This is a genomic window from Aeromicrobium tamlense (assembly GCF_013408555.1).
Taxonomy (GTDB): Bacteria; Actinomycetota; Actinomycetes; order Propionibacteriales; family Nocardioidaceae; genus Aeromicrobium; species Aeromicrobium tamlense.
In genome coordinates, this window is record NZ_JACBZN010000001.1 from 3,351,082 (window position 1) to 3,367,060 (window position 15,979).

The 15,979-nt window shown below is 70.4% G+C and carries 14 protein-coding genes and 2 tRNA genes; 9 read left to right on the forward strand and 7 right to left on the reverse strand.

Annotated features, from left to right (window positions below; genetic code table 11):
- Position 1: 1 nt before the first annotated feature.
- Both BJ975_RS16425 and BJ975_RS16430 read right to left on the reverse strand, forming a co-directional pair.
- Positions 2-1,306, reverse strand: a complete 1,305-nt coding sequence (locus BJ975_RS16425; protein ID WP_179427871.1) for a glycoside hydrolase domain-containing protein — start codon at positions 1,304-1,306, stop codon at positions 2-4.
- A gap of 91 nt (positions 1,307-1,397) precedes the next feature.
- Positions 1,398-1,471: transfer RNA gene (locus BJ975_RS16430), tRNA-Phe, on the reverse strand.
- A gap of 158 nt (positions 1,472-1,629) precedes the next feature.
- Here BJ975_RS16430 and BJ975_RS16435 point away from each other — a divergent pair.
- On the forward strand, positions 1,630-2,337 hold the full coding sequence (locus BJ975_RS16435) for a hemerythrin domain-containing protein (protein ID WP_179427873.1): 708 nt from the start codon (positions 1,630-1,632) through the stop codon (positions 2,335-2,337).
- Between the two features lie 63 nt (positions 2,338-2,400).
- Here BJ975_RS16435 and BJ975_RS16440 read toward each other — a convergent pair whose 3' ends face one another.
- From BJ975_RS16440 to gluQRS, 3 genes are all read right to left on the reverse strand, one after another.
- Positions 2,401-3,096 (reverse strand): DUF3800 domain-containing protein, encoded by a 696-nt coding sequence (locus tag BJ975_RS16440; protein WP_179427875.1) that lies wholly within the window; start codon positions 3,094-3,096, stop codon positions 2,401-2,403.
- Positions 3,097-3,349: 253 nt separating this feature from the next.
- Positions 3,350-3,426, reverse strand: a tRNA-Asp gene (locus BJ975_RS16445).
- Between the two features lie 71 nt (positions 3,427-3,497).
- Positions 3,498-4,361 carry a tRNA glutamyl-Q(34) synthetase GluQRS gene (gluQRS, locus tag BJ975_RS16450; protein WP_317628237.1) on the reverse strand — a complete coding sequence of 288 codons (864 nt, stop codon included), beginning with the start codon at positions 4,359-4,361 and terminating at the stop codon, positions 3,498-3,500.
- Between the two features lie 58 nt (positions 4,362-4,419).
- Between gluQRS and BJ975_RS16455 the strand changes: the two genes are divergently transcribed.
- Positions 4,420-5,109 carry a TetR/AcrR family transcriptional regulator gene (locus BJ975_RS16455; protein WP_179427879.1) on the forward strand — a complete coding sequence of 230 codons (690 nt, stop codon included), beginning with the start codon at positions 4,420-4,422 and terminating at the stop codon, positions 5,107-5,109.
- Here BJ975_RS16455 and BJ975_RS16460 read toward each other — a convergent pair.
- The gene (locus BJ975_RS16460) at positions 5,096-5,854 is read right to left on the reverse strand and encodes an SDR family oxidoreductase (protein ID WP_179427881.1); all 759 of its coding nucleotides are present in this window, start codon (positions 5,852-5,854) and stop codon (positions 5,096-5,098) included. The two genes, BJ975_RS16455 and BJ975_RS16460, sit on opposite strands and share 14 nt — an antisense overlap.
- Entirely contained in the window at positions 5,851-9,378 is a 3,528-nt protein-coding gene (locus tag BJ975_RS16465) for an indolepyruvate ferredoxin oxidoreductase family protein (protein WP_317628281.1), read from the reverse strand. Before BJ975_RS16465 ends, BJ975_RS16460 begins: the two co-directional genes overlap by 4 nt.
- Before the next feature lie 92 nt (positions 9,379-9,470).
- Between BJ975_RS16465 and BJ975_RS16470 the strand changes: the two genes are divergently transcribed.
- From BJ975_RS16470 to BJ975_RS16500, 7 genes are all read left to right on the forward strand, one after another.
- Complete coding sequence (locus BJ975_RS16470; protein WP_179427885.1) at positions 9,471-10,589, forward strand: PucR family transcriptional regulator; 1,119 nt, start codon at positions 9,471-9,473, stop codon at positions 10,587-10,589.
- Positions 10,590-10,735: 146 nt separating this feature from the next.
- Positions 10,736-11,890 carry an NAD(P)/FAD-dependent oxidoreductase gene (locus BJ975_RS16475; RefSeq protein ID WP_179427887.1) on the forward strand — a complete coding sequence of 385 codons (1,155 nt, stop codon included), beginning with the start codon at positions 10,736-10,738 and terminating at the stop codon, positions 11,888-11,890.
- A 7-nt stretch (positions 11,891-11,897) separates the two neighbouring features.
- On the forward strand, positions 11,898-12,767 hold the full coding sequence (locus tag BJ975_RS16480; protein WP_179427889.1) for a branched-chain amino acid ABC transporter permease: 870 nt from the start codon (positions 11,898-11,900) through the stop codon (positions 12,765-12,767).
- On the forward strand, positions 12,767-13,825 hold the full coding sequence (locus BJ975_RS16485; RefSeq protein WP_179427891.1) for a branched-chain amino acid ABC transporter permease: 1,059 nt from the start codon (positions 12,767-12,769) through the stop codon (positions 13,823-13,825). Before BJ975_RS16480 ends, BJ975_RS16485 begins: the two co-directional genes overlap by 1 nt.
- Positions 13,822-14,592, forward strand: a complete 771-nt coding sequence (locus BJ975_RS16490) for an ABC transporter ATP-binding protein (RefSeq protein WP_179427893.1) — start codon at positions 13,822-13,824, stop codon at positions 14,590-14,592. The genes BJ975_RS16485 and BJ975_RS16490 overlap by 4 nt, the downstream gene beginning before the upstream one ends.
- Positions 14,585-15,349 (forward strand): ABC transporter ATP-binding protein, encoded by a 765-nt coding sequence (locus BJ975_RS16495; RefSeq protein WP_179427895.1) that lies wholly within the window; start codon positions 14,585-14,587, stop codon positions 15,347-15,349. Before BJ975_RS16490 ends, BJ975_RS16495 begins: the two co-directional genes overlap by 8 nt.
- Before the next feature lie 9 nt (positions 15,350-15,358).
- On the forward strand, positions 15,359-15,979 hold a 621-nt coding region (locus BJ975_RS16500; RefSeq protein WP_179427897.1), incomplete at its 3' end, for an ABC transporter substrate-binding protein.

The following is a 15,979-nucleotide window of genomic DNA, read 5'->3' on the forward strand; positions in this document are numbered from 1 at the left end:
GTCAGCGGCGACCGCGCTGGAGCGCGTCCCACACCGCCTGGTCGGCGGTCTGGTAGGTCGGCAGTCCGACCGACTTGCGGTAGGTGCGCACGGCCGTGGTCGTGCGGGCGTCGTAGATGCCTGTCACGTCCACCTTCTGGCCCGCGGCCCGCAGCGACCGCTGCAGGCGGTGCACCGGCTCGCCGACCTTGCCCCGCTTGAGCGCGATCGGCGTCTTGCCGCGCGACAGCAGGGCCGTCCACACCGGGCGCGAGGCCGTGGACGTCTGCGACCAGCCCAGCGACGCCCGGTACGAGTTCACGGCCTTGGTCGTGCGGGCGTTCCAGCGGCCGGTGACGGTGGCGCCATGGCCGGCACGCTTGAGCAGGCACTGGAGCAGCTTCACGTCCCCGCCGCGCGAGCCCGCCTTCAGCGTGCGGTAGCGGTTGAGGGTGGGCTTGATGCCGCACACCTTCTGCTCCTTCTTGGCCTTCGAGCCGCCGCCCACGGTGAGGACGTTCTTGTCGATCAGCACCTTGCGTCCGCGGTAGGAGACGGTGACGTTGTTGTGGTACTGGTGCAGGCGGTCGCGCTTCCAGAACGTGTTCTGCAGGTAGGGGCGCCCGTTCGTGTTCGCCTTCCTGTTCGTCCAGGCGAACCACATCTGGTCGGGGAAGTCGAAGGTCTTCGATCCGGCGTGACGCACCTCGTCGACGGCCTGGATCGCGGCGGACGCGCTGGAGTAGAGGCCGACCTTGTAGCCGCGCTGGTGAACCCGCTGGACGAAGGCGTCGATGAAGCTCAGCACCGCGGCGTTGCAGCGTCGGTTGGCGCGGTCGTACCACTCGATGTCGAGGTAGACCGTGTTCTTCCTGGCGAAGCCGTAGCGGTCCGCGGCGCGCACGGCCTCGTCGGCGTCGGCGCGCGCCTGGGCGCGGGCCTTCGTGCGGTCGTACGACATGCGCCTCTTCGCGGACTTCGAGTCGAAGCAGGGCGCCTGGTAGCCGACGTGGATCGGCAGGAACAGCCAGCCACGCGACGCCTGCCGCTGGACCCACCCGGGACTCAGGTACGGCTGCTTCGACTCGTCGCAGTAGCGCGAGTTGCCCGAGGTGTAGATGCCGACCACGGTGTACGGCGAGGCCACGTTCCACGCGTCCATGACGTCGTTCGAGGGGGCCACGCAGGTGTCGAAGGCGTAGCCGCCGAATCGCTTCGGCGAGCTCGGCTTCGCGGCGTGGGCGGGCGCCGCGAGCAGCGAGGCGGTGAGCAGCAGGCCGAGCACGACGGTGAGCCGGCGGGCGACCTGGAGGACGGTGGAGCGCATCGTTCCAGCGTAGGTCGATGCGACGCGGGCGTCGACACGCTTGCTGGATAAAGCGAGAACCCCCGGTCGGTGACCGGGGATCTCGAGGCGGTGGCCAGGGCCGGGGTCGAACCGGCGACCTTCCGCTTTTCAGGCGGACGCTCGTACCAACTGAGCTACCTGGCCGTGCTCCGTGGAGCGACGTTCACCCTACCGCACCGCCTCCGCGCCGCCGAAATCGCCTCCGGCTGCGTATCAGCAGCGACGTCGGGTGCTCTCCGGTCGTGGGTGGCCGCCCGCGCGTGCCGCCCGCCGTCGCACCGCAGTCCCGAGAGAGAAGGCAGATGTCCCCCACCCCCTTGCTGCTGCCGGGCCAGGCCGCCGCGCCCGAAGGCCCCGCCGACATGACCATGATGTACGTCCTGCACCACGCGTTCCGGCGCGACCTGCGGGACTTCACCCGCGCCGCCGCGCACACCGCCACCGACGACACCCCGCGCTGGGTCCTGCTCGCCGAGCGCTGGTCGCTGTTCACGCACGAGCTGCACCAGCACCACACCAAGGAGGACGAGATCCTCTGGCCGCTGCTGCTCGAGCGCGTGCGCGCCGCCTCCGACGCCGAGTCCGAGCGCGTCCTGCACGAGATGGAGGCCGAGCACGCCGTCCTCGACCCGCTGCTGACCGCGGCGTCCGCCGCACTCGAGCGGCTCTCGGCCGGTGGCGACGTGCGGGCCCACGACCTGCTGTCCGACTCGCTGGAGGAGCTCGGCGAGGCGCTGGACCAGCACCTGGGTCACGAGGAGAGCGCGGCCATCCCGATCCTGCACCGCTACGTCGGCGGCAGCGAGTGGGAGGAGCTCGAGCGGACCCGGTTCCGGCCGAAGCAGTCGCTCGCGCAGGCGCGGCAGTTCGTGCCGTGGGCGCTCAAGGGTCTGCCGGCCGACGCGGAGCACCGGGTGCTGAACCTCGGCGGTCCCGCGCTGCGCATCATCAACGCCCTCGGGCGCCGGAGGTTCCAGGCGCAGGAGGCGGCGGCGTTCGGCGCGGCTTGAGTCCCAGGGAGTGAGAGAAGCCCCGCCCATACGGGCGGGCTCTCAGCACTGGCGACCGAGCCGTCAGGCTCCGAAGCGCTTGCGATCCAGCGTCTTGAAGTAGCCCTTCTTGAGAGCGCGCTCGGCGCTGTCCTTGGGCGTGGAGAAGAAGCCGCGTTCGGACGGCGACAATCCGCCGGCCCCGATCTTCTGCCTCAGCAGTGCCATCGTGCAGCAGAGGTCCGCGGCTTGGAACAGGCTGTAGTCCGCGGGGACCACCTGGCGTACCTCGACGCTCAGGTGGGCGTTGAACACGCTGTTGACGAGGTTGGTGATCTCCTTCTGGCCGTTGTCGTAGTAGATGACGATGCGCTGCCAAGAGGTGAAGTACTCGTAGTTCGAGCGGATGAGCTCACCGAGCGCGCGCGACATGGCGCTGACGAGCTTGTCGGTGTCGCCCACCTCGCGCTTGCTGAACACCCACGAGTGATGAGTCACGTCGCAGGTACGGACGAAGTCGACGAGCACCCGGAAGATCGATCGGCGCGACGGCATGTCGAGCAGGCGGTAGTCCTTCTCACGACGGATCAATGGTCCGGTGTGGATCGCATGGTTCTTCCGCAGTCCACGGGAGAGCAGTGCCTCGTGGATCTTGTCGAGGTGACCGGCGATGTCGTCGCTCTGGTCGTGGAAGACGAGACTCAGCACGTAGAACGGCGAGTGCTTCTCGAACGGGCCGAAGTCCCCTGACTCGTCGATGAAGATGCTCAGCTCACGCACGTCAGGCCCCTGGACACGACTTGAGGCGGGTGGAACCCGCCTCAAGAGGGTGGCGGGGGATGTCCCCGCCTAGTGGTTGGACCAGGGCCTTTCGGCCAGCCCAGATGGGTCAGGTTACACCGAGGCGAAGCACGCAGGCAATCAGCGGCCGATGTCAGCGGCACCGCCGTGGGAGGAGGTAGCGGCGTTCGGCGCGGCCTGAGCACTCATGGAATGAGAGAAGCCCCGCCCTTACGGGCGGGGCTCTCAGCACTGGCGACCCCGACGGGACTCGAACCCGCGACCTCCGCCGTGACAGGGCGGCGCGCTAACCAACTGCGCCACGGGGCCTTGTGCGTTGCGGTTTCAACCGCGACCGCAAGACTACCCGACGGTTCTGCGAGTCTCCAAAACGGGGGTGGTCAGAACGTGACGATCCATGGCTCGCGGCTGATCTCCCGGGGGTCCAGCTCGGCGAGCAGGGCCTCGGGCGACCGTGCCGCGACGCCCAGGGACGTGCCGATCAGGTCCCAGGCGTGCTCGGGGGAGAGGTCGCGCAGGGTCACGTCGCCGTCGCGCTTGGCCAGGCGCCGGCCGTCGGCGTTGAGGGCCAGCGGGACGTGCGCATAGGCCGGCTCGGGGGCGCCCAGCTCGTGCGTCAGGTAGGCCTGCGCGGGGGCGGCGTCGAGGAGGTCGTCGCCCCGGACGACCTGGTCGACGTCCTGGTCGGCGTCGTCGACCACGACGGCGAGGTTGTAGGCATGGGCGCCGTCGCCGCGTCGCAGGACGAGGTCGTCGACGTGGCCCTCGATCTCGCCGTGCAGCTCGTCGCGGATCGTCCACGTGCGCTCGCGGGCGCGCAGCCGGATCGCGGGGGAGCGCTCGGCCCGGCGCGCCTCGCGCTCGCTCTCGGTGAGGTCGCGGCATGTGCCGGGGTACGAGCCGGGCGGGCCATGCGGCGCGCTGACGGCCTCGGCGATCTCGCGGCGCGTGCAGAAGCACTCGAAGGTCAGGCCGGCCGCGGTGAGGCGCTCGAGCGCGGCGGCGTAGAGAGGGTCGCGCTCGGACTGGCGGACGACCGGGCCGTCCCAGTCCAGCCCCAGGGCGGCGAGGTCGGCCAGCTGGCTGGCCTCGAACTCGGCCCGCGAGCGCTGGCGGTCGAGATCCTCGACCCGCAGGAGGAACGGGCGCCCGTCGGCGCGTGCGAACAGCCACGCGAGGATCGCCGTGCGCAGGTTCCCCAGGTGCAGGTCGCCCGACGGCGACGGAGCGAAGCGGCCGGCCACGCTCCCGACCCTAGTGACCCTTCGGTAGCCCGGCGCACCAACCACTAGAGTCGCTGCCGTGACATCCCACGGCGCCGAGCCCGAAGACTTCATGGAGCTGGCCGCGCGCCGGCGCATGTCGTTCCAGCGCAGCCCGGCGGCCGTCAGCCCGCGCGGTCTCTTCGACGACGTCGAGCCGGCGGGGCGCTTCCGCTTCCTCGTGGCCGCCGTCGTGGCGTTCTCCGGCCGGGGCTTCCACGCCACGACGACCCGCGACATCGCGACCGTGGCCGAGGCGAGCCCCGCGAGCCTCTACACGTACTACGACACCAAGTCCGAGCTGCTCCACGAGATGTCGGCGATCACCTTCCGCTACGTGATCGACATGCTGCGCGAGATCGTCGACCGCGGCGCCCCGCCCGTGGAGACGATCTCGGTGATCGTGCGCGAGTACCTGCGGTTCCACGCCGAGGAGAAGATCGTCGTCCTCGTGGTCAACCGCGACTACCGCGCGCTCGGCCTGAGCCAGCTCGCCGAGCTGCTCGGGATGGCCGACGAGATCCACCAGATCGTCGAGTCCGTGGTCCGGGCCGGCATCGAGCAGGGCGACTTCAGCGTGCCCGACGTGCACACCGCGACGCGGGCGGTGCTGCGCCTCGCCGATGTGTCCCCGTGGTTCAACGAGCGCTCGTCACGCACGATCGACGAGCTGGCCGACCACCACGTCGGGCTGATCCTGCAGATGCTGGGGCACGTCAGCGCGGACTGACGATGCTGAGGCCTCCGTCGAGCGGGATCACGGTGCCGGTGAGGAAGGAGCCTCCCGGAGCCGCCAGCAGGATGGCCAGCGCCGCCGCGTCGTCGGGTCGCCCGATGCGGCCCAGGGGCGCGGCCCCCTCGAACTCGTCGCGCGACTCGGCCAGCACCGCCGCCATCATCTTGGACTCGAACGGTCCGGGGGCGATCGCGTTGACCGTGATGTTCCGCGGGCCGAGCTCGACGGCCAGCACGCGCGTGAGGTGGTGCAGCGCCGCCTTCGACGCCGTATAGGAATAGGTGGAGAGGGTCGGGACGCGCAGGCCGTCGATCGACCCGATGTTGACGATCCGCGAGGGAGCGTTCGGCGTGGCCGATGCCCCGAGCAGGGGCGCCAGCTCGCGGACGAGGAAGAACGGCGACTTGAGGTTGAGGTCGACCACCTTGTCCCACGCCGCGGAGTCGAACTCCTCCAGCGGAGCGCCCCACGTGGCGCCGGCGTTGTTCACCAGCACGTCGAGCCGTCCGGTGGCGCCGGCGAACTCGGAGGCGAACTCGGCGCAGCCGGCCTCGGTCGAGAGATCGGCGACCCAGGGTCGCAGGCCTGCCGCGCGCAGCTCCTCGACGTCGAGGAGCCGCGAGACCACGTGCACCTCGGCGCCCGCGGCAGCGAACCCGTCGGCGATCATCCGGCCGATGCCGCGCCCGCCGCCCGTCACCAGCACGGTGCGGCCGGCGACGTCGAACAGTCCGCTCACGCGGTCACCTCCGTGAGGGCCGGGCCGGCCGGCGCGAGGGCCTCGGCAAGACGCTCGCGATAGAGCTCGATGTTGCGCAGCTTGATGTCCTCGTAGCCGCGGACGAGGTCGGGCAGCGCCGCGATGGCGGCCGCGCGCTCGACGCCCAGCTCGGGCAGGTCACGCGAGATCCGCCCGACGAGCTCGACGTACTCCTCGCGCAGCTGCCGCTCGGCGCGGCGCACCTTCGCCATGCCGAACGGATCGAGCGCGGTGCCCCGCAGGCGACGCATCGCGTAGAGCGCGCGGAAGGCCGGCTTGAACCAGGCGCCCAGCGCGATCTTGCGCTTCATGCCCAGCGCCCGCAGCATCGGCGGGTGCAGGCGGTACTGCGCCTTCGCGCCCGGGCCGAACTCCGCCTCGAGGGCCGCGTCGAGCGACGGGTCGATCGACAGGCGCGCGACCTCGTACTCGTCCTTGTACGCCATCACCTTGTGCAGGTGCTGCGCCACGGCGAGCGTCAGCTCGCTCGACCCGGGAGCCGTCGCGGCCTCCCGCTCGCGCACCTGCCCGACCACCTCAACGTAGCGGCGGGCGTAGGCCAGGCTCTGGTAGGACTCGAGGTCGGCCGCGCGCGACGTGACCAGCTCGGTGTCGGCGGCGCCCTCGGCGAAGCCTGCCTGCGCGACGAGCGAGCGGACCCGGTCGGAGACCGGCGCCAGCGCCGACGTCTCGGGGGCCTCGGCGGTCAGGTCGCTCAGCAGCGCCGCGCGGTCCGCGACGAACTGGCGACCACGGCGGAACGCCTGCACATTGCGCTCCACGGCCACGCCGTTCAGCTCGAGCGCCGTCTCGATGCTGGCCGCCCGGACCGGCAGGGCGCCGGCCTGGTGGGCCACGCCCAGCAGGAAGATGTTCGCGAACTGGTCGTCGTCGAACAGGTCGAGCGTCATCGCCCGGGCGTCGACGAAGCGGCTCTCGCTCTCGCGGGTCACCTGCTGGATGCGGCCGACCGTGCTCTCGGCCTCGGGGAACGAGACCGTCGTGTCGGTGACCATGGCGCCCGTCGGGACCTCGGCGGTCGAGACGATCGCGACGGTGCGCTCCTCGTGGGCGACCCCGAGGTAGGAGTCCTGCGCGGCGACGAGGACGTCGCAGCCGAGGTACAGGTCGGCCTGGCCGGACGCGATCTTGTTCGCACGGTCGACCGGGGTGGTGCTGAGCTTGACGTCCGAGACGACGGCGCCGCCCTTCTGGGCCAGGCCGGTCTGGTCGAGTCCGCGGACGAAGCGCCCGTCGATCTGCGCCGCGGTCGCGACGATCTGCGAGACCGTGACGACGCCCGTGCCGCCGATGCCGGTGATGCGCATCTCGAACGCGTCCGCCGAGACGACCGGCTCGGGCTCGGGGAGCGTGTCCGCCGAGAGCGCCGGGACCTCGCGCTTGGCCTTCGCGCCGCCGGGGGTGACGGTGAGGAAGGAGGGGCAGTCGCCGTCGAGGCACGACAGGTCGATGTTGCAGGACGCTTGGTGGATCTTGGTCTTGCGACCGAGCTCGGTGCTCACCGGCTGCACCGAGAGGCAGTTCGACTTGTCGCCGCAGTCGCCGCAGCCCTCGCAGACGCGCTGGTTGATGAACGCGCGCGTCGGGGGCGCCTCGACGATCTTGCGCTTGCGCTTGCGGCGCAGCTCGGTGGCGCACTCCTGGTCGTTGACGAGGACGGTGACGCCGGGGGTGCGGCTGAGCTCCTCCTGCGTGCGCATGAGCTCGTCGCGGTGGCGGACGTCGACGCCCTTCGGGAGCCGGCGGCGCCGGTAGCGGCGAGGCTCCTCGGTGGTGATGACGACCTTGGCCACGCCCTCGGCGAGCAGCTCCTCCACGATCTCGTCGACCGTCATGAGGCCGACGGCCTCCTGGCCGCCGGTCATCGCGACGGCGGAGTTGTAGAGGAGCTTGTAGGTGATGTTGGCGCCCGAGGCCACGGCCGCGCGGATCGCGAGCGAGCCGGAGTGGTGGAACGTGCCGTCGCCCATGTTCTGGAAGAGGTGGCCGCTCTCGACGAACGGGGACATGCCGATCCAGGTGGCGCCCTCGCCGCCCATCTGCGTCATCCCGATGACGTCGCCGACGCGCTCCTCCGGCATGAGCGAGACCATGCCCGAGCAGCCGATGCCGGCGCCGACGAGCGAGCCCTCGGGCACCTTGGTGGACCGGTTGTGGGGGCAGCCCGAGCAGAAGTAGGGCGTGCGGTTCGCCGTCAGCAGCGGCAGCTGGATGCGGGCCCGGCGTCGCGGACGGGTCGTGAGCTCGACCTCGACCTCGGGCAGCGAGACGTGCTCGGCCAGCCGCGCCCGCAGGACGTCGGCGATGATCTCGGGGGTCAGGTCGGCGTCCGCACGGAACAGCGGCAGGCCGGTCAGCGTGCGCTTGCCGCTGACGGACGGCGCCTCGAGGTGGCCGTAGAGGATCTCCTTGAGGGCCGATTCGACGAACGAGCGCTTCTCCTCGACGACGATGACCTCGCACAGGCCGATCGCGAAGTCCTTGATCTGCTCCGGGTCGAGCGGGTGCACGGCGCCGAGCTTGAGCAGCCGGATGCCGCTCGCCTCGAGGTCCTCGTCGTCGAGGCCGAGCCCCGCGAGCGCCTGGCGGACGTCGTAGTAGGTCCCGCCGGCCGCGACGATGCCGACGACGGCTCCGTGCCCGGCGCCCTCGACCCGGTTGATGTCGTTGGCCACGATGTAGCGCCGGGCCAGCTCGATGCGCTCGGTGAACAGGCTGCGCTCGAGCTCGGCCAGCGTCGGCTGGAGGAAGCGCGCGCTGACGGTGTGGGTGAAGTCCCGGCCCGCGATGCGGCGCGAGGGGATGACGGGAGCGAAGTCGGAGGACACGGTCGTGCTGGCGGTGCCGTCGGCGACGTTCGTCGCGATCTTGAGGCCGGTCCACAGGCCGCTGAAGCGCGACATCGCCACGGCGTGCAGGCCCAGCCGGAGGCACTCGGCCGGGTCGGCAGGCACGAGCACGGGCATGCCCAGCTCGGCGATCGCGATCTCGCTCGAGCTGGGGACGGTGGAGGACTTGGCGATCGAGTCGTCGCCGACGATGGCGACGGCGCCGCCCTCGTGGTGGGCGCCGCCGAGGTTCGCGTGGCGGAGTGCGTCGGAGGCCCGGTCGAGACCCGGCGCCTTGCCGTACCAGTACCCGACGATTCCGTCGTTGATCCGGTCCGTGGCGTTGCCGGCGAGCTGGCTGCCCTGGACGATGTTCGCCGCGAGCTCCTCGTTGAGTCCCGGCTTGAACTGGACGTCGGCGGCGTCGAGCAGCTGCTGCTGACGCGAGAGCTCGAGGTCGTAGCCGGCGAGCGGAGATCCCTCGTAGCCGGACACCAGCCCGGCGGTTCGACGACCCTCGCGACGGTCGAAGCGCGCGACGTCCAGCGGGAGGCGCACGAGCGCCTGCAAGCCGGACATGAAGACGGTTCCGTCCTCGACCGTGTAGCGATCCGAGAGCTTCATCGACGACCTCCTGTGACGTGGATCTCTGATTCAATCGGACCTGACTCGTGATATCACCGGTCAGAAGCACCAAATCCCGGCCAGAACGGGCTGGTCTTTGGTGGATTCCACAAAGGAGGGTCATGGACGACCACGAGAAGCGCCTCGCGACGGCCCTGTGCGCCCGGGTGGCGGCCGACCTCGACGAGCTGGGACCGCGCATCACGCGCAGCATCCGGCTCGCCCAGCCCGAGTACTCGCTCGTGCCCCTGGACGACCACGTCGAGCACGTCACCGAGCAGCAGCGGCTGCTGCTGATCGCGCTCGGGCGGCACGAGGTCGTGAGCGGCAGCCAGCGGGCACGCGCCGCGGACCTCGGCCGGCTGCGGGCCACCCAGGGCGTGAGCGTCGCGACCGTCATCGGGGCGTACCACGTGGGCAACCGCGAGCTGTGGCAGAACCTCGTCGCCTACGCGGACGAGGAGACCTCCTGCCTGCCGGGACTGGCGACGCTGCTGTGGCGCTCGATCGAGGTGATGACGGCAGAGATCGTCGCGGCCTACGAGACCACGGCCCGGGCGCGCCAGACCCACGCCCTGTCGCTGCGGCAGCGGCTCGTCGAGCTGCTCCAGCGCGACGAGCTGGCGGCCGAGGCGCACGACGTGGCCGTCACGCTCGGGCTCGACCCGGCCGGCGCGTTCGTCGGGGCGTGGGTCGGCCTCGAGGACGACCCGCTGGCGCAGGCCGCGAGCCTGACCTCCGGCCTGCGACGGGGCACGGCCTTCGCGGTCGGTCACCCTGCGGGCGTCCAGGTCCTGGCCCAGGGCTGCAGCGCCGACGAGCTCGAGCTCGCGATCCGCGCGGCGGAGCCCGACGTCCGGCTCGGGGTGGGTCTCGAGCGCGCCGGGCTCGAGGGCGCTCGCGACTCGTTGCTCGACGCCCGGCTGTGTCTCGAGATCGCCACCGACGCCCAGCCCACGCGCCGGTTCGAGGAGGACTGGCTGAGGGCGACGATCCGGTCCCAGGCCGACCGCCTGGACCCCATCGTGCGGGGGCTGCGGGACGTCGTCGAAGCCAATCCGCACCTCGTCGAGACGTTGGATGTGTACGTTGACACCGGCTTCTCGATCGCCGACACGGCGCGGGTCCTGCACCTGCATCCGAACAGCGTCGCGTACCGCTTGGACCGGTGGAATCGTCTCACTGGTTGGGACGCAAAGACCTTCCGAGGGCTGTCGCAGTCGTTGCTCGCCGCAGTGTAGTAACTAATTTTCCCTGCAATCTCGGCTTTTTACATTGCGGAAACGCAATGTTGACTAAGCGCTCGCTTGTGCCCCGCTATCTTCGGGTGTCATAGTGCTGCTCCTGTGATGGATGTCACGTGGAGCCGAGGTAGGGAGTCGAGCGCATGACCCAATCCGAATTCGATGTGATCGTCGTCGGCGGCGGGATCGCCGGCGTGTCGATCGCCAGCGAGCTGTCGAGCGACCGGTCGGTCTGCCTCGTCGAGATGGAGTCCTCGCTGGCCTTCCACACGACCGGCCGATCGGCCGCGACGTTCCTGGAGACCTACGGCGGACCGAACATCCGCGCGCTCACCACGGGCAGCCGCGAGTTCCTCACGAAGCCCCCCGCGGAGTTCGAGCAGATCCTCATGACGCCCCGGCCGCTGCTGCAGTTCGCGAAGCAGGGTCGCGAGAGCGTGATCGAGGAGCTGCACCGCGACGTGCTGCCCCTGGTCCCCGATGCCGAGCTGGTCGACGAGGCGCGGATGATGCAGCTGTTCCCGCTGCTGCGACCGGGCTTCTCGAACGTCGGCATGTACGAGCCCGGCGCCATGGAGCTCGACGTCCTGGCGATCCACGGCGGCTACGTCCGGACGGCTCGCCAGAACGGCGCCGAGATCCACAAGGGCGCCAAGGTCGAGCGCATCGAGCGCGAGGACGACGGCCGCTGGTCGGTCACCACGAGCGACGGGGAGATCCGGCGCGCGCCGCTGGTGGTCAACGCCGCCGGAGCCTGGGCCGACGTCGTGGCCGAGGCGGCCGGCGTGCGCCAGATCGGGCTGCGACCGCTGCTGCGGACGATCTTCATGGTCTCCTCGCCCGGCGGCGCCGGCACGAAGGACCTGCCCATCCTGGGCGACATCGACCAGGCGTTCTACGTCAAGCCGGAGGGAGAGCAGTTCCTGTGCTCGCCGGCCGACGAGACCCCCAGCGAGCCGAAGGACGCCAAGCCCGACTCGCTCGAGATCTCGCGGGCGATCGACGAGGTCAACGACGCGACCACGATCGGCGTGAAGGGCGTCTCCACCTCGTGGGGCGGCCTGCGCAGCTTCGTCCCCGACCGCAACTTCGTGGTCGGCGAGGACCCCGAGGCCGCCGGCTTCTTCTGGTTCGCCGGACAGGGTGGCTACGGCATCCAGACCGCGCCCGCGACGGCCCGTCTCGGCGCGGCGCTGGCCCGCGGGGAGCAGGCGCCCCAGGACCTGCTCGACCGTGGCCTCGACCCGCTCGCGCTCGTCCCGCACCGTCCCGGCATGCTCGTCGACGCAGGGCACTGAGGCCGCCATGGAGCTCCTGCAGCAGATCATCAACGGTCTGACCATCGGCAGCACGTACGCCCTCGTGGCGATCGGATTCTCGGTCGTCTACGGCGCGCTCGGGCTGGTCAACTTCGCCCACGGCGACATCCTCATGGCCGGCGCGTTCTCGACGTACGGGCTCTACACGCTCGGCGTCCCGCTGCCCCTGGCGTGCCTCGGCGGCATCGTCGTCGGCAGCCTGCTGGCGGTCGCGGTGGAGGAGGTCGCGGTACGGCCGGTCCTCACCCAGCACCTGCTCATCCCCATGATGACCACGCTCGGCGCCGGACTCATCATCCGGAACATCGTCGAGCGCATCTGGGGCAACGGCACGCTGCCGTTCCCGTCGTTCACCGGCGGCGGCTACGTCCACATCGGCGACCTGCAGATCTCGAAGTCGGCGGTGGTCACGCTGGTCGTGGCGTTCGTCGCGATGTTCGCCTTCCTGGCGTTCCTGAAGTTCACCAAGGCGGGCTTCGCGATCCGCGCGGTCGCGCAGGACATGACGGCCGCCCGCCTCATGGGCGTGCCGGTCAACCGCACGATCGCCGTCGTCTACCTGACCGGTGGCGCGATGGGCGTCGTCGGCGGCCTGCTCTACGCGAACACGCTCGAGGTCGTCTACCTCGGCATGGGCTTCGCGGTGCTGCTCAAGGGCTTCGCGGCCGCGATCGTCGGTGGCATCGGCAACCTGCAGGGCGCCATGATCGGCGGCCTGGTCATCGGCGTGCTGGAGTCCACCGTCGGCCCCGCGACCGGCTCCTACCGCGACGCGGTGGCGTTCGTCCTGCTGATCGCGATCCTCCTCGTCCGTCCCACCGGCCTGCTCGGTGCCCGCATCCAGGAGCGTGTCTGATGCTGCAGGTACTCCCCAAGAAGCTCCTCTGGGCCATCGGCGCGATCGCGCTGGTCGCCGCGGTCCTGCTGCCGAATCTCGTCGAGCCGTACACGGTGCGCGTCGCCGCGCTGATCCTCGTGTTCACGGTGTTCGCCACGGGTCTCAACATCATCCTCGGGTTCACCGGTCTGCTGAGCTTCGGCCACGCCGCCGTCTTCGGCGTCGGCGCCTACGTCTCGGCGCGGCTCCTGCTCGACACCGGCATGCCGCTGCTGCTCGTCATGGTCGCGGCCACCGTCGGGGCGGGCGTGGTGGGGCTGCTGGTCGGCCTCACCTCATGGCGCGCGGGCGGCGACTACCTCGCCCTCGTGACGCTCGGCGTCGGCCAGATCTTCTACCTGTTCCTCATCAACGAGAAGGACCTGACGGGCGGCGCGACCGGCCTCCCGGGCATCCCCGCCGGCAACTTCTTCGGCTGGGACCTGGCGCCGCTGGAGAACACGTACCTGTTCATCCTCGCGGTCACCGTCGTCGTGATGGGCTTCGCCTGGGTCCTGGGACGGTCGTACTTCGGCCGGGCCATGCTCGCGGTGCGCGAGGACGAGATCATCGCCCGCGCCCACGGGATCAACGTGCCGCTGACCAAGGTCCTGTCGTTCGGCATCGGCAGCGCGATCGCCGGTCTCGCCGGCGTGCTGCAGGTGCTGCTGCTGGGCTTCGTCGGACCCGCGACGTTCAAGGTCGACCAGTCGATCCTCGTGGTCGAGATCGTCCTGATCGGCGGCATGGCCACGACGATCGGCCCGCTGCTCGGCTCGATCCTCGTCATCGGCTCGACCGAGTACCTGCGAGCCCTGGCCGACTACCGCTCGGCCGTGTTCGGCGTGCTGATGCTCGTGATCCTGCTCTGGCGTCCGGGCGGTCTCGCCCAGATCTTCGGGCTGAGCTCGCGGACGCCCAACGCGGTCCGGCTGCCCTTCATCGGGAGGATCGGCCGCCGCAAGGGCGCGCCGGCTGCGACGCCCGCGGCGGACGAGATCGAGGACGAGCACGAGAAGGAGGAGGTCAGCCGATGAGCACGACCCTGCTGAAGGCGACCGACGTCGGCTGCCGGTTCGGAGGCGTCATCGCCCTCGACCGTGTCGACTTCGAGGTCGCCGAGAACGAGATCGTCGGCCTGATCGGGCCGAACGGATCGGGCAAGACCACCCTGCTGAACGTGCTCTCGGGCATCTACAAGCCCACGTCCGGCTCGCTCACGATCGGCGGCAACGACGTCCGCTGGCCGTCGTCGCGGATCCTGAGCAAGCGGTACAAGCTGGCGCGGACGTTCCAGAACATCCGCCTGGCGCCCGGGCTCACCGTGCGGGACAACGTCCTCATCGGGATGCACTCGACGTTCCACTGGTACGACGCGCTGCGCCGTGGCAGGTCGTCCCGCGAGGCGTCGGCCCGCCAGGCCGCCGACGAGATCCTCGAGTTCGTCGGGATCGCGGACAAGGCCGACCACATCGCCACGGACCTCAGCTACGGCGACCAGCGCCGCGTGGAGATCTCGCGGGCGCTGGCGACCTCGCCGAAGCTGCTCCTGCTCGATGAGCCGGCTGCCGGCATGAACCCGCGCGAGGCCGCGTCGCTCGTGACCCTGATCCGCCAGATCCACGCCCAGCGAGACCTCTCGATCGTGGTCATCGAGCACAACATGAACGTCGTCATGAACACGGCGTCACGGGTCATGGTGCTCGACGCCGGACTCTGCATCGCCCACGGCGACCCGAAGACCGTGAGCTCCGACGAGCAGGTGCTCGAGGCGTATCTGGGAAAGAGGTTCCGCAATGCCTGACCTGCTGCTGCAAGCCAAGGACCTGTGCGTCCAGTACGGACCCGTCACCGCCCTCGACGGCGTCTCGATCGAGGTCAACCGCGGCGAGATCGTCGCGCTGGTCGGTGCGAACGGCGCCGGCAAGTCCACGCTGCTCAAGACGCTCTCGGGCCTGCTGCGACCCGTGAGCGGGGAGGCCTCGTTCGACGGGACCGACCTCGCGCGCACCCCGGCGCACCGGATCGTCTCGGCCGGGCTCGTGCACGTCCCGGAGGGCCGCCACGTGTTCCCCCGGTTCACGCTGCGCGAGAACCTCATGGCGGGCGCGTACACGGGCGACTTCCGCGCCGCGGCGAAGCAGGCCGACGAGATCATCGCGTCGACGCCGATCCTGGCGCGCCGCGCCGGCAGCACGGCCGGGCAGCTCTCCGGCGGCGAGCAGCAGTGGCTCGTCGTGGAGCGCGCGCTCATGGCGAATCCGACGATGATCATGCTCGACGAGCCGTCGATGGGCCTGTCGCCCGTGCTCGCCGACCAGATCCTCGAGCTCGTGAGCCAGCTGCGCGACCGCGGCGTCACGGTGCTGCTGGTCGAGCAGAACGCGCTCGGCGCGATGGAGATCGCCGACCGCGTCTACGCGCTCGGCTCGGGCTCGATCCTCTACTCCGGCACGTCCGAGGAGCTGCGCCACAACGAGCACTTCGCCGACCAGTTCCTGGGAGTCGTCTCGGCCGACGCCGAGGCGGCTGCCGCCACCAACCCCCCGCAAGAGAAGTAGGAGCAACACATGTTCAGCAAGCGCGTGGCCCTGGCCGCCGCACTCAGCACGGCCCTCCTGGCCAGTGCGTGTGGCGGCGGCTCCGGCAGCAGTGACTCCGACACCGTCGTCCTGGCGGTCGCCGGACCCATGACCGGCGACAGCGCCGAGTACGGCCAGCAGCAGCTGGCGGGCATCCAGCTCGCCGTCGACCAGTACACCGAGGGCGGCGGCATCCCCGAGGGCCCGCTGAAGGGCAAGAAGATCAAGGTCGTCAAGTACGACGACGCGGGCGACCCGAACCAGGCCGCGTCGGTCGCGCAGAAGATCTGCGACGACACCGAGGTCATCGGCGTCTTCGGCCACGTCAACTCCTCCGCGACCCTGGCGGCCGAGCCGATCTACGAGCGCTGCGGCGTCCCGCTGATCGTCAGCTACTCCTCGAACCCCGAGATCACGGCCGAGCTGCACGAGAACCTGTTCCGCACGCTCGTCGACGACGCCAAGCTGGGCGCCGAGATGGCCAGCTTCGCCGCGGGCGAGCTGAAGGGCAAGAACGTCGGCGTCATCTCCTCGGACGACGACTACGGCGTGGGCCTGAAGGAGAACTTCGAGCCCGCCGCCGAGGAGCTCGGCCTCACGGTCGCCAAG

Coding starts and splice junctions, on each gene's coding strand:
- BJ975_RS16425 (WP_179427871.1), bottom strand. CDS start 1,306: ATGCGCTCCACCGTCCTCCAGGTCGCCCGCCGGCTCACCGTCGTGCTC.
- BJ975_RS16480 (WP_179427889.1), top strand. CDS start 11,898: ATGGAGCTCCTGCAGCAGATCATCAACGGTCTGACCATCGGCAGCACG.
- BJ975_RS16470 (WP_179427885.1), top strand. CDS start 9,471: ATGGACGACCACGAGAAGCGCCTCGCGACGGCCCTGTGCGCCCGGGTG.
- BJ975_RS16475 (WP_179427887.1), top strand. CDS start 10,736: ATGACCCAATCCGAATTCGATGTGATCGTCGTCGGCGGCGGGATCGCC.
- BJ975_RS16490 (WP_179427893.1), top strand. CDS start 13,822: ATGAGCACGACCCTGCTGAAGGCGACCGACGTCGGCTGCCGGTTCGGA.
- BJ975_RS16485 (WP_179427891.1), top strand. CDS start 12,767: ATGCTGCAGGTACTCCCCAAGAAGCTCCTCTGGGCCATCGGCGCGATC.
- BJ975_RS16435 (WP_179427873.1), top strand. CDS start 1,630: ATGTCCCCCACCCCCTTGCTGCTGCCGGGCCAGGCCGCCGCGCCCGAA.
- BJ975_RS16495 (WP_179427895.1), top strand. CDS start 14,585: ATGCCTGACCTGCTGCTGCAAGCCAAGGACCTGTGCGTCCAGTACGGA.